The sequence below is a fragment of the Lapidilactobacillus concavus DSM 17758 genome, from assembly GCF_001435835.1.
Lineage (GTDB): Bacteria > Bacillota > Bacilli > Lactobacillales > Lactobacillaceae > Lapidilactobacillus > Lapidilactobacillus concavus.
The window spans coordinates 1-12,225 of record NZ_AZFX01000055.1; the positions used below are offsets into that span (position 1 = coordinate 1).

The 12,225-nt window shown below is 39.2% G+C and carries 11 protein-coding genes and 1 pseudogene; 3 read left to right on the forward strand and 9 right to left on the reverse strand.

The window, feature by feature from the left end:
* Window positions 1-400 precede the first annotated feature (400 nt).
* Both FC15_RS05435 and FC15_RS05440 read left to right on the forward strand, forming a co-directional pair.
* Window positions 401-2,170, forward strand: coding sequence for an oleate hydratase (locus tag FC15_RS05435; protein ID WP_057824703.1), 1,770 nt, complete (start codon window positions 401-403; stop codon window positions 2,168-2,170).
* A gap of 19 nt (window positions 2,171-2,189) precedes the next feature.
* Window positions 2,190-2,384: a hypothetical protein gene (locus tag FC15_RS05440; RefSeq protein ID WP_057824705.1), complete on the forward strand. Its 195-nt coding sequence runs from the start codon at window positions 2,190-2,192 to the stop codon at window positions 2,382-2,384.
* A gap of 77 nt (window positions 2,385-2,461) precedes the next feature.
* On the opposite strand, the gene FC15_RS05445 is transcribed toward FC15_RS05440, so the two are convergent.
* The 4 genes from FC15_RS05445 to FC15_RS05460 form a co-directional block, all read right to left on the reverse strand.
* Entirely contained in the window at window positions 2,462-3,004 is a 543-nt protein-coding gene (locus tag FC15_RS05445; RefSeq protein ID WP_057824707.1) for a TetR/AcrR family transcriptional regulator, read from the reverse strand.
* A gap of 244 nt (window positions 3,005-3,248) precedes the next feature.
* Window positions 3,249-4,109, reverse strand: a complete 861-nt coding sequence (locus tag FC15_RS05450) for an ABC transporter permease (protein ID WP_057824709.1) — start codon at window positions 4,107-4,109, stop codon at window positions 3,249-3,251.
* Window position 4,110: 1 nt separating this feature from the next.
* Window positions 4,111-4,974, reverse strand: coding sequence for an ABC transporter ATP-binding protein (locus tag FC15_RS05455; RefSeq protein ID WP_057824710.1), 864 nt, complete (start codon window positions 4,972-4,974; stop codon window positions 4,111-4,113).
* 48 nt (window positions 4,975-5,022) lie between these two features.
* Complete coding sequence (locus FC15_RS05460) at window positions 5,023-5,607, reverse strand: recombinase family protein (protein WP_057824712.1); 585 nt, start codon at window positions 5,605-5,607, stop codon at window positions 5,023-5,025.
* A gap of 177 nt (window positions 5,608-5,784) precedes the next feature.
* Here FC15_RS05460 and FC15_RS05465 point away from each other — a divergent pair.
* Window positions 5,785-6,471 (forward strand): annotated as a pseudogene (locus FC15_RS05465) (ISL3 family transposase); the annotation flags it as partial.
* A 153-nt stretch (window positions 6,472-6,624) separates the two neighbouring features.
* On the opposite strand, the gene FC15_RS05470 reads toward FC15_RS05465, so the two are convergent.
* From FC15_RS05470 to FC15_RS05485, 5 genes are all read right to left on the reverse strand, one after another.
* A complete protein-coding gene (locus FC15_RS05470) occupies window positions 6,625-8,223 on the reverse strand; it encodes a hypothetical protein (protein WP_057824714.1) in 1,599 nt (532 codons plus the stop codon).
* On the reverse strand, window positions 8,192-8,335 hold the full coding sequence (locus tag FC15_RS09170; RefSeq protein WP_157051247.1) for a hypothetical protein: 144 nt from the start codon (window positions 8,333-8,335) through the stop codon (window positions 8,192-8,194). Before FC15_RS09170 ends, FC15_RS05470 begins: the two co-directional genes overlap by 32 nt.
* A 110-nt stretch (window positions 8,336-8,445) precedes the next feature.
* On the reverse strand, window positions 8,446-9,366 hold the full coding sequence (locus tag FC15_RS05475; protein ID WP_146979153.1) for an IS30 family transposase: 921 nt from the start codon (window positions 9,364-9,366) through the stop codon (window positions 8,446-8,448).
* Between the two features lie 682 nt (window positions 9,367-10,048).
* Window positions 10,049-11,125 (reverse strand): hypothetical protein, encoded by a 1,077-nt coding sequence (locus FC15_RS05480; RefSeq protein WP_057824717.1) that lies wholly within the window; start codon window positions 11,123-11,125, stop codon window positions 10,049-10,051.
* 124 nt (window positions 11,126-11,249) lie between these two features.
* Window positions 11,250-11,810 (reverse strand): TetR/AcrR family transcriptional regulator, encoded by a 561-nt coding sequence (locus FC15_RS05485; RefSeq protein WP_057824719.1) that lies wholly within the window; start codon window positions 11,808-11,810, stop codon window positions 11,250-11,252.
* Between the last annotated feature and the right edge of the window lie 415 nt (window positions 11,811-12,225).

Below are 12,225 nucleotides of genomic sequence, written 5' to 3' on the forward strand. Positions count from 1 at the left end.
TACTATGCCCACGAGGACCAACGACTGTATCTAGTTCAAAATCGCCGATGCGATTAAGTTGATTAATCATCTTGATATCGTTTCATTGGAATGCTCCTATCTTATTTTATTAATTATGGCACAACTGTTCAGAAATTTATGTACCAAATACTAGGATAGGAGCAAAACGTGATAAAGTAGATGTACCCAAAGTAATCACTCCCTATATTGGTTGGAATTAGCTACTACCATTGTAAGTGATTGCTTTGGGCTTTTTAATTTCTGTTCGGATTAATTATAGAATTTGCCATATTAATTGAGAAAATAATTTTGATTGAATAAATTTGTTAACTGTTGTATATTATATTCAGTTACAGATGTAACAAATACTTGGTATCTTATTTTACAAGGAGGGATTTTCATGTACTACAGTAGTGGTAATTATGAAGCATTTGCTCGGCCTAAAAAACCAGCAAACGCCACCAAGAAATCAGCTTATATTGTCGGGTCCGGTTTAGCCGGTTTAGCTGCCGCCGCTTTTTTAGTGCGCGATGGTCAGGTTCCTGGAAACCAAATTCATGTTTTTGAAGAACTTGGACTTCCCGGTGGCAGCATGGATGGGATTTTAAATGAACAACGCGGCTATATTATTCGTGGTGGGCGTGAAATGGAACCTCACTTTGAAACTCTTTGGGATCTTTTTCGTTCAATTCCTACCTTAGAAGATGCCAGTGTTTCGGTACTTGACGAATTCTATTGGCTAAATAAAGCCGATCCAAGTAATTCACATACCCGCGTAATCGAAAAACGTGGTACTCAGTTGCCTAGTGATGGTCAGTTGACGCTTTCTCGAAAAGCAATTGACGAAATGGCCAAGTTAGTGCTAACACCGGAAAACCAACTTGACAATGTCAAAATTAATCAAGTTTTCAGCGATGACTTCTTTAAATCAAATTTCTGGCTCTATTGGTCCACCATGTTTGCTTTCGAGCCTTGGGCAAGTGCAATGGAAATGCGCCGTTATTTATTACGCTTTGTCCATCATGTTGGCACCTTGCAAAATATGTCAGCATTGAAATTTACCAAATATAATCAATATGAGTCATTAATCAAACCATTGATTAAATATCTTGAAAATCACGACGTTAAATTCCAATACAATACCACCGTTGACAATATCATTGTTAAACAAACTGGTAAACAAAAACAAGCTGTTAAAATTGAGCTAACGGTCGATGGTAAGCAACAAAGTCTCGACTTGACGCCTGACGATTTGGTTTTCGTTACAAATGGATCAATTACCGAAAGCACGACTTACGGTGATAATGAACATTCAGCACCAGCAACGCATCCAATCGGTGCTAGTTGGGAATTATGGGAAAAATTAGCGGCTCAAGATCCAGCTTTCGGGCATCCAGCTAAATTTTATCAAAATATTCCAGCGGCTAACTGGGTCATGTCGGCAACTTGCACCTTTAAAGACGATCGAATCGTACCCTATATTCAAAAAATTACTGGTAAAGATCCGTATAGTGGTTCAATTGTTACCAGTGGTCCAGTTTCCATTAGGGACTCGAATTGGTTATTAGGAATTTCTATCAGCCGTCAACCACATTTTCAACAACAAAAGCCAAATGAATTAATTGTATGGTTATATGGTCTCTTTTCCGATCAGCCCGGAAATTATATTCACAAAAAAATTACTGATTGCAGTGGTTCAGAAATCTGTCAAGAATTTCTTTATCATATTGGTGTTCCAGAAAATCAAATTGCTGAGATCGCGCAATCAGCTAATTCAATTCCAATTCACATGCCATACATTACTTCGTACTTTATGCCACGCCAAGCTGGCGATCGTCCTTTAGTTGTCCCTGAAGGTTCAAGCAATTTGGCTTTTATTGGGAACTTTGCCGAAACTGAGCGAGACACCGTCTTTACAACTGAATACTCTGTCAGAACTGCTATGGAAGCGGTCTACCGACTGCTTGACATTGATCGTGGCGTTCCAGAAGTCTTTAATTCAGCCTTTGACTTACGAACAATCTTAAGTGCCTTATATTATTTGAATGATAAAAAGCGCTTGACTGAATTGCCTTTAACTCAAATTGAAAAAGTTGGTTTAAATGCCTTTTTGAAAAAGGTCCATGGCACCTATCTTGAAGAAATTTTGAAATCTCAAAAGTTACTCTAAATCAAAGGAGGAAAAGTTCATGAAAAAGCGGCATTTAATTTTAGTTCCAATCGCTTTAGCTACTGGGGTTGTAATTGGAAAACATCTTAAACCCCAAAACGACAGTTGTTGTCGTCATCGACTAGGTGGTTGTTCAAATAATTCTCAAATCTCTAAGACCGATCCAGTTTATTTACGAGAAACTCAAACTCCAGGACATGGTCTAACAAAGTAATTTAGTCTAGTAAAAAGGGGCACTGCAAAAGTAAAATTGTAGTGCCTCTTTTTTTGATTGTTTTTTCCATTAATCGGCTAAAATATTTTTTCGCCAGTTTGCAGTAAATCATTTTTGATCTTTTCTGCTAGGTGCTCGGCCAACTCGGCTGCGGAATATTGATAATCGTTTTCTCGCCAATATAGTAAACTAGCAAAAATAGCGCCCGAATAATATGCAATCTCTATTGGTGCTGGCTGCTGATTTTTAATTTGCGTTTTAAAAAAACCAAGCAAGTAGTCACTTTGCTTTCGAAGAGCAAAGCCTTCAATTGAAGCGTTAACAATTGCCGATAAAACAGCTGGATTATTTTTAAAATAATCAAAATAAACTTCCAACAACTGCTCTAATTCTTTAAAATGATGCGTCGTAATGTCATCAACAAAAGTTGCATATTCTTTTTGAACAAACTTGTTCAAAATATCTTCCTTACTGTTATAGTTGCGATAAAAAGCCATTCGTGATATTTTTGCTTGATTAGCAATATCCGTAATTGAAATTTCTGAAAAGTTTTGTTCTTGCATCAATTCAAACAAAGCTTTTTCAGCTTTAGCTTGCGTCCGCACAATCCTTTTGTCCATAGTCACTATCTCCCAATTAATGAATCAATTTAGTTGTTGATACCAATTATACATCATTGAAAATTTCAAACCGCTTTACGAAAAAAAGTATCAAAATCAGGTCACTAACTTTGATACTTTTTTTACTTAATAGTTACTTTTTTAGTTAGACTTTACGATAAACATAGAAAGTCATTCCCGAACATTCAGAGTCGAACTGTAAATCCGACACTGCATAGTTTTTAGCATGATTTCCCTTGCTATCTCAATCAACCGTTCTCACATTTTCCTTACTTCGAATTAAGTCAACAATTAGTAAAACTGCTATTCCTAATAAAAAAACTACGGTAAGGAGCACAGTCGTTTGCATTCCAGTTAATAAATGATGCCACTCTAACTTAATCCCCATCGCTTTTTCAAAATGGCTTTGCTGACCATGAAAAGCGGTTTTTAATTTATCTGCCATAAGTATTTGTCGATAAATGGCTGCTACATATGCACCCGGAGTTAATTTGATAAGTAACTGCGCAAAGTTAGGAAGAATACCAATTGGAATATAGGTACCCACTAAAAAGCCAGAGGCCGTGCCAACAATTGTTCCTATAGCGTTCAAGGAATCAAAGCGACTAATAAACTGGATAAACATCATATTAATTACAACTGCTAGTAAAGAGCTAAAAAGAGCAACGCAAATTACAGCTGGTAGCGACTCCCATGGCATGGTCAAGTTATCTGTGATTGAAAAGTATCCTATCATCAGTGCGAACATAACTATTTGCATAATAAAGCCAATCAAAGCGGCACTTAACATATAGCTCATGGTGATTTCAAAATGAGAAAGGTCTGTTAAACAAAAATCTTTAATAACCTTGCGTTCTTTATCTTTTACTAATTGTCCAAGTGAGGTAAGGGTGGTTGTGATGGCAGTCACTGATAAAGTCCCTCCAATCAACCAAAAATCAAGTAATTGGTGAGAATTAGGGACAGTTTTCCAGCTACTTATCATTGACTTTTTTAGAAAGACAATATATAAGAGAAATGAAATCATTGCTCCCAATAATGAAAATAATACTCCGGGGCGATTGCGGAAATACAACAGTAGATTTCTCCTTGTTAAAGTAATCATATCAACGCATCTTCCTTCCGGTTAATGACAAAAAAGCATCATCCATCGTACCCTCTTGATAAGTGAACGTTTTAATGAAACTACGAAAATTTAATAATAATGAGAGTGCTTCGTCAGAATTAGCCTTTAAACAAATGGTTTTATGATTAATCTGCGTATGAATTATTTTACTTGGTATCAATGCCATTAATTGATCAGCTTGTTCAGAAACAATCACGAGTTTACTGCTAGAGTTTTGTGTTTTAATTTCATCAGCGGATCCGCTGGCAATTATTTTGCCATGATCAATAATATAAACCTCATCTGCATTGTCTGCTTCTTCAAGATAGTGTGTCGTCAAAATAATGGTTAAATTATTTTGACTTTGCAATGAATGCAACAATTTCCAAATTGCCGAGCGGGTTTGGATATCCAAACCCGTAGTTGGCTCATCCAAAAAAATAATATCAGGTTGATTAAGTAGAGCTCTTGCTATATCAACTCGTCGCCGTTGCCCACCAGAAAGTCGGCCGTATTTTTGATTAATAAATTCAGTTAACCCGATTTTCTGAATCAAAGCATCAATATGATTAGATTTGGCTTCTTTATAAAGTTTATTTCGAATACTCAAATTTTCCATAACTGTCAAATCATTATCTAAAATACTCTGTTGAAATACCATGCTAATCTTTATGTCTGGTTTCATCTTGATCATTCCACTGGTTGGATTTAATATCTTTGTGAGCATCGATATAGTGGTTGTTTTGCCAGCGCCATTGGGTCCTAGTAGCGCGGTTAAGCTTCCTTCTTTGATTGCTAAATCAATATGGTCAACCACCACTTTTGATTGATAAGTTTTAGTAAGTTCCCTTGTTTGAATGATCATTATGTCACCCTCTCTAAACTAGTATAACGTAATTATCGCATATAAATCTCATCTTTTTATATCGAACTTCTTTCGATATCTGATAAAGGTCGTTCGCTTAATCCCGGTATTACGGGACACATCTACATCACTCATGCCCGCCTGATAAAGCTTAAATGCATGTTGTAAGCGGGGATCATCTTTGGCATATTGAGGCTTCCGACCATGATATTTGCCTTGTTGCTTAGCCAGGGCAATGCCTTGTTGTTGACGCTCAATAATCCGCTTCCGTTCACTTTCGGCCTGATACTTATACAGTTCAATGATTAAGTTAGTCATCAGTTGACGCAAGTTAGGATCCGCAATCCCCGTCATGGACGGCAAATTCAACACATCTAGGGTGGCACCTTTGTTCTGAATGGTGTTCATAATCTTAGTTAAGTCCTGGTTGTTTCGGCCCAAGCGGTCTAATTCAGTAACCAGGACAATATCGCCTTCACGGATATAGGCCAGCATTTTTTGCAGTTCTGGCCGATTAGTGTTAGCTCCACTTAATTTATCCGTAAATAATTTATCAACGCCTTTTAAGGCCGCTAGCTGTCGATCTAAATGTTGCTCTTTGGAACTCACACGAGCATAACCAATTTTAGCCATTGTCAGCACTTCCTTTTGGACAGTTCTAATGAACATTTGTAATTCCTAGTATAGCACAGAATCAAAAAAAGCCAATAGGGTATACCCTATTGGCCGTTTTTGATCCATTATCAATGGCTTTTTAAATTAGGGCCTAGTACTTTTGGAATGGAAATACTTTCCAACACTAAAAATTCTAGACCCGTTAAAGTACTTAGCGACCGCCTTAATAGAACCATCAAACAGTTCTTTCTTAGTCAGTACAGCACCGCAGAACGGGCCGCGGTTCAACGCGTCATCATGGACATGAACGCTTCCTATCAGGCATTCGTGCACGAACTATTCCCTAACGCCGAACTCATTATTGATCGGTTCCACATTATTCAATTAATGGGCCGGACGATGGGTACCATTCGCACTCAATGTTTAAAGCAACTCGACAAGCATTCGCGGGAATATAAAGTACTGAAATCACTATGGCGCCTATTCCACAAGGCCACCCCTGACGCACAAAAGAGCCGCTACCTCTTCGGCCTGAATGAGTACTCGACCGAACAGAACGCTATTGATATTGGAACCGATACGTTTCCGGCCTTCAAAACCGCTTATGAAACCTACATCGATCTCCACGATGCTTTGATGGGGCGTCACGCTGATGAACTCAAGAATATCATCACTAACTATCAGCCTAACGGCACGCCCCTAGATACGGCCATGCATACCTTACGAAAGAATCTTAATGGCGTAATTAACGCCGCCAAATCGTCCTACTCTAACGGACCGATAGAGGGCATCAACCGTAAGATCAAGGAGCTCAAACGTGCTTGTTATGGCTTCTCCAATCAGGCCAATATGTTCACACGCGTCTACCAGCTGATTGCCTAGATTATCTACCACAATAACGTCACGATGGTAGGCTTATTTGTTATGCCTTCAAGTACGATATTCAGACAACACACCAGATTAAACGCCGCAACTAATAAAACAACAAAAAAGATCTCCCACACGAGGAGATCTCCAAAGGATAGAAACTATCCTTCAACACCATTTGACAAACTTCCCTTTTTGAACGGAGATCCGTCCGTTCATAGCTTTCCAAGCATCATTGGCATTCATGGTCTGATTTGCAGGCACATATTTTCCAGCCAAGTAATCTTGGTAAAGCTGAGAATCTAACAGAAAGTCAATGTCCATTGGCTTGTCAAAAGCATTGGCTGACAAATTCTCACCAAAAGCTTTTAATAGTTTAGGCATATTTTGTTGCAAAATATTGTCACTGTTCGAATCAGCAATTGCATTGACGTTCGTTTGAGCAACCCGGCCAGTTGAAAGCAAGGTATTGAAACGGAAAATCTTGTTTTGATTGCCGGTATTAGCAATGTAATTCCAGATCCAAGGCATTGTTTTGACAACTTGAGCTTGTTCATCAGCTGTAGCTGATGGGATCTTGTTGACAATGTCTTTTTTAGTATCTTCAAAAGTAGCGTTGTCGTGATATGTTTGGTCAGATTTTTGTGGGTTATTTTGTTGTTCCTGCAAAGTCTGATCTAACGTCTTTTTAGGATCGCTAGGTGTTCCATTGGGCGTCTGCACGTCAACGACTGAACTACTGTTAGCATAAATTGGCACCGTCATCTCAACCGTTGCATTTGTCTGCGCCTGTGAGCTTGCTTGAGTCTGACCAGCATTTGTTTGTGGCTGGTTGGACTGGTCGGCAGCACCATTTGTAGCATCAGCGGTTGTTGCAGCTTGTGTCGAATCAGTTGAAGATTGAACAGCCGACTTTTGTGGCTTTGTTTCAACTGTTGAATTAGTGAAACCACTATAAACCTTTTTCGACGGCGTCGAATTAGTAGTTGCAGGAGTCTTCTGTTGCTTATTTGCAGAAATATTCGGCTGATCATTAGTTAAATTAGCTGAAGTTTGCGTATTTGCTTGACTACCTGTCCCACTGATTGAGATGTTCGTCCGACCCATAATTGCCTTTTCGGCTTCGCCATATGTTGGCGTGTAACTTTGTCTAGTTTGCGACTGCGTCTGTTTTTGAGTGGACGTTTGATACGTTCTTGAAGTCGTAGTCGTTGAGACAGTCTTAGTTGACCGAGTTACTGTTCGAGTCGTTGTCTGTTGCTGATTTTCACCACTGGCTAAATTGGATTGTTTTTGATAGGTTGGTGAACTTGTCGTTGCCTGTTGAGTCTGGCCCTGATGCCATTTAGAAATGATCTGGTTGTTAGCTATTTTGACATTTGCGCCTTCAAAATCAGCTTTCACCGAACTCGTCGTATAAATGTTTTTCGTTGCTAGACCAATGGCAGTTTCAAAGTCACCGCTATCAACATCTTGATCAAAAGTCAAAGTAACAGTAGAATGATCGACATCTTTTTGGACCGTATATGGAAGTTTTCCGTCCTGATTGACGACTGCACTATCAGTTAAGTCGATATTTTTAGGATCAAAATGCAATACCAATTGCTCGCCCTTTTGAATCACGTTGTTATCCGACGTGGCAATATTAGTAACTAATACATATCCTCCTTTCTGTTTGTCAATATGAAGATTGAAAATATCATTTGCATCACGAAATGGAACTTTCAATCGTAAATTAGGCTTTGTCGTTTTCGTTGCTTTGTTCATGCGCCCCGCCTGTTACAGCAGCGTTGACAACCCCAACGCCACCACTCGCGACGATTGGAGCTGCTAAAGCAGCAACCGAAAGATAGACAATAGCCTTTTTTACCAATGACATCCCGTATCCCCCTTTTAAAACAATATTAAAAGTTCGATATAAATTTACGTTTATATCTATGGAGATAATACCCACGGTATGATTTATTTTCCTAGATTGCAATAATAAAGTTACCACCTAGAAAGAGGCTTGCTCACTGCTTGAACTGGGGTTTGCCAACGGAGACATTTTCTGGGTTTGTTATTGATAAGCGCTGTGGCTCGTTGAATATTGGCCTCTGAAACCTTATCAAACTGTGTTCCCTTCGGGAAATAGTAGCGAAGTTCTCGATTGAACCGTTCATTTGTGCCCCGTTCATTCGGGTGATAGGCGTGGCAAAAGTAAACCGGTATCCGATAGCGCTTTGTAAGCGCCTGATCGCAGGAAAACTCTTTACCGTGATCAACCGTCACTGATCGAACCGGACCCGGAAAGTCCACCATCAGTCTCGCAAAACCCTTGAGAACAGCATTTTGTGATAAGTTTTCAAGCTTAGTTGTCGCCATTAAACGTGTGACCCGATCGACAATGGTCAAAACAGCAGCCTTTGACCCGCGACCACCGCGAACTGTATCCATCTCTAAATGTTCTTTTTCGGTTCGCCGATTAGCTGACTCACTGCGAATCTCAATTGAGGTGCCTACTGCTTGGTTATAGCGCGACCGAAGGTCTTGTCTTCTTTTATGACGTTTACCGTGATCAAAGAGTTGACTTGGCTGAAAATCGACTTGTCTTTGATAAATCCAGTGGTAAATCGTGTGTGGCGCACAGTGAACGGCATAACCGACCATTTCAGGGGACCAACCTAGGGTTAGCCTCTCAGTTACCATCCGCTTCAACTTAGGCGTTAAAATCGAGTGCCGACCACAACGATGCCGACAAGTATCGGCATGATCCTGAGCTATAATGGCGGAGTAATCACCTTCAGGGCAACGGTGAAGCTCATGCCTAATAGAAATACGAGAGCGGCCTAAGGTCGCAGCGATGTATTGAATCGTGTGGTGTTGCATCAGTTTTATCTGAGATCGTTCAATTAAGGTTATAATGGCCATGGGACCTGTCCTTCTCTCTAGATGGTATGTTATGCAAACACCATTTTAGCAAGAAAGGACAGGTCTTTTTTCACATTTTCTGGGTGGTAACTTTAATTATGCAATCTAGGTTTTTCAATGTTATTTCACAATCAATTTTTTAGTGATTAAAATCATTTTTATATTGTTTCCGTCAATTTATCAATCGATAAAATACCATTAAATCAAGGCTTAGCTTCATAACAAATATTGTTAGCGATTTTATTTGAAAGGCTCAATTCATATATGAAACCACATTGTGAAATTCATTAAAATAAAATTCTGCAGTTGATGTTACTGGCAGTATGAACATCATGGCATTTAATTAGCAAATAGAATCATCCAATAAGTAATTCCGTTTATTCTCAAAGTAAATTTCTCTGCATACAAGAAATCTGTTTTAAATAATGTACCCACGGTTTTTATTTTTCTTGAATATTATTAATAAATTTCCCGATTATAATTAATATGATTTTTAGCGTGGCCTTTTTGTTGTTATTTCTATAATCAGATCAGCATTTATCCGGCCGTTAAGTCTCAATGATTTATAAACTAGTCAGCGTTTTCTCCATTTTGTATACCGTATACACAAGCCGTAATGATTTACTTGCAAATGAAAAAGCTACTCCAACCTTAATGGTCAAAGCAGCTTCGAAAGCCTAGTCTAGACTAATTTTTTTGCGCCAATATCCAATGGTCTGGCAATCACTACTGGAAGGTCGCAGACTTCAACATAACCTGTCTTGTCGGTCTCGAGAATGCTAGGGATCAAGTTGACTGCTGGAGCGGCTGATGAAACGTAGCCTTCTCTTTCTGGGATCAATCCATCGATCTGCGCATCGACTGACGGCAAGCCTTCAATATGAATCGTATTATTGATCGGTAATTCTGGTGTCTCTTTATTATCAACTTTATGAACATATCTTAAGGCGGCTACTTGTTCGTTGCCGTTGTAAAGTGCCATGGTAAATCTGTGGGCATAAATGCTGCCCTTTTTGACTGTACCCTTGATCGTTTCCAAATCTTTGGGTGCAGTGAAGACTTCATGCTCTGGTTTGAAGGTATCATATTTCAGACCGATTCTATCGGCCATCTCGTATACGCCGGATGAATAATAAGCATAAATGAACTTAGCCAAGAGATCTTCGTCTGAGTCTGGTTTTGGATATTTATTGATATCGCCGCCATATGAGAAGACATCGACCCAGCCTGATGTGTTGTGCCAGTCATCTTCACCGGATTGAACAACAATTTTATCCACGTGGCCCATGGCCCCGGCCAAAACTAGTGGGATATATGAGGCATAATCGCCTGGCAAAAGTCCAAATGGTACAAAAGCAACATTATGTGCTTTAGCATGTTCATTTAGATATTCATATACTTCTGGCTGACTGTCTTGAACATGATATACCGGAATCGTGGTAATAACGTTTTTACCGGCATCGAGCGATTTGGCGAGTCGAATAGCAGAAGGCATGAATGTTCCTTGTTTGTCCATTTCCGTTGGGCAAAAGTCGAGCACAATGTCAGCTGGAAGTTTCAAGGCTGCATCAATATCATCTGAAACTTTGACGCCGACTTTGTCAAAATCAAAGACTTCTCCGGCATCCTTACCTAACTTCTTTGGATCAACGTCAACGGCTGCAACCAATTCAAAAATATTTTGTCTTTCCGAGATCATTCTCACTGCGGAACGACCAACGTTTCCTAATCCCCAAATAATAACTTTATATTTACTCATCAGAACTAACTCCTTTCAAGTCAACTTTCGTTTACAGGGAAAGAATAGTTCCTTGTGAAATATTTGTCAATTCACATATTGGCACAAATGTAACATCTTTCTCATTTAATCCAATCTGTGTAATTCATCGAGCGTAGTTGCCCAGATAATTATGCATTGAATTATTGAGTAAGGCTTTCCACCGTTTAACGAACTCCTGAGTTGAAAAACCATATTTACCTTTGACCCATTCGGTAGTCAGTCCCATATAAGCGTGAAAATAATAATCGCTTAAAAATGCCTGATCTTCGTCAGAAATTTTCCTACCGACCAATATTTCTGGGATCAAGATCCCAATCTGCATCTCAGTCAATTTATAAAATTCTGTCTGTAAACAGTTTTGTCCTTCAAGCGACAACAATTTTTTATAGTAGTCGCGATTGTCTTGGAGATAATTCACGATAAACAGCGCCCCTTGATCCCAGTCATTGATATTCGTCAAACTGATGACTGTTGGAAAAAGATCATGCTCAAAGATGGTACTGACAAGATCATATTTATCTAAGAAGTGATTGTAAAAGCCGCGTCGAGTGATATCGGCTTTTTCAGCGATCATTTTAATTGAGATCTCAGTGAATTCATGGTCTTTCATCAGCCCTTTAAATGATTTGATTATGTCTAGTTCTATCTGCGAATAGGTTGCCATCTCTTCACCCCAATTATCTAAACTGTTTTCTTCATATTAGAACTTTCCCACAATTAAGTCATCATATCTGACGGATTACTTGATGTTTTTTTGCGTGGGGTTGGGATAAAGGTATGGTTCCGCTGAGTGGCTTCCACAGATTTCCAATACCATTCTCGCTTAATAAGTATCCTATTCAAATACCCGTCATATTTTTGGATACTCATACTATTTTTGTGGAGAATGAAATTGCCGAATCAAGATGTCTTTAACTATCAAAAAAATAAGGTCGCAAATTGCAATAGTAAATTAGCCAGTACCGATAAAGCACACAGACGAAGGGCTCATGGGAGTTCCAGGTGGATCAGGATTAGGCGGCGCGGCCTTTGCGCGCACGTGCTAATTCCTTTCGAAATACTTCAGCTGGTGTACAGAA

Coding starts and splice junctions, on each gene's coding strand:
- FC15_RS09170 (WP_157051247.1), bottom strand. CDS start 8,335: ATGTCATTGGTAAAAAAGGCTATTGTCTATCTTTCGGTTGCTGCTTTA.
- FC15_RS05450 (WP_057824709.1), bottom strand. CDS start 4,109: ATGATTACTTTAACAAGGAGAAATCTACTGTTGTATTTCCGCAATCGC.
- FC15_RS05455 (WP_057824710.1), bottom strand. CDS start 4,974: ATGATCATTCAAACAAGGGAACTTACTAAAACTTATCAATCAAAAGTG.
- FC15_RS05445 (WP_057824707.1), bottom strand. CDS start 3,004: ATGGACAAAAGGATTGTGCGGACGCAAGCTAAAGCTGAAAAAGCTTTG.
- FC15_RS05440 (WP_057824705.1), top strand. CDS start 2,190: ATGAAAAAGCGGCATTTAATTTTAGTTCCAATCGCTTTAGCTACTGGG.
- FC15_RS05480 (WP_057824717.1), bottom strand. CDS start 11,125: ATGAGTAAATATAAAGTTATTATTTGGGGATTAGGAAACGTTGGTCGT.
- FC15_RS05460 (WP_057824712.1), bottom strand. CDS start 5,607: ATGGCTAAAATTGGTTATGCTCGTGTGAGTTCCAAAGAGCAACATTTA.
- FC15_RS05470 (WP_057824714.1), bottom strand. CDS start 8,223: ATGAACAAAGCAACGAAAACGACAAAGCCTAATTTACGATTGAAAGTT.
- FC15_RS05435 (WP_057824703.1), top strand. CDS start 401: ATGTACTACAGTAGTGGTAATTATGAAGCATTTGCTCGGCCTAAAAAA.
- FC15_RS05475 (WP_146979153.1), bottom strand. CDS start 9,366: ATGGCCATTATAACCTTAATTGAACGATCTCAGATAAAACTGATGCAA.
- FC15_RS05485 (WP_057824719.1), bottom strand. CDS start 11,810: ATGGCAACCTATTCGCAGATAGAACTAGACATAATCAAATCATTTAAA.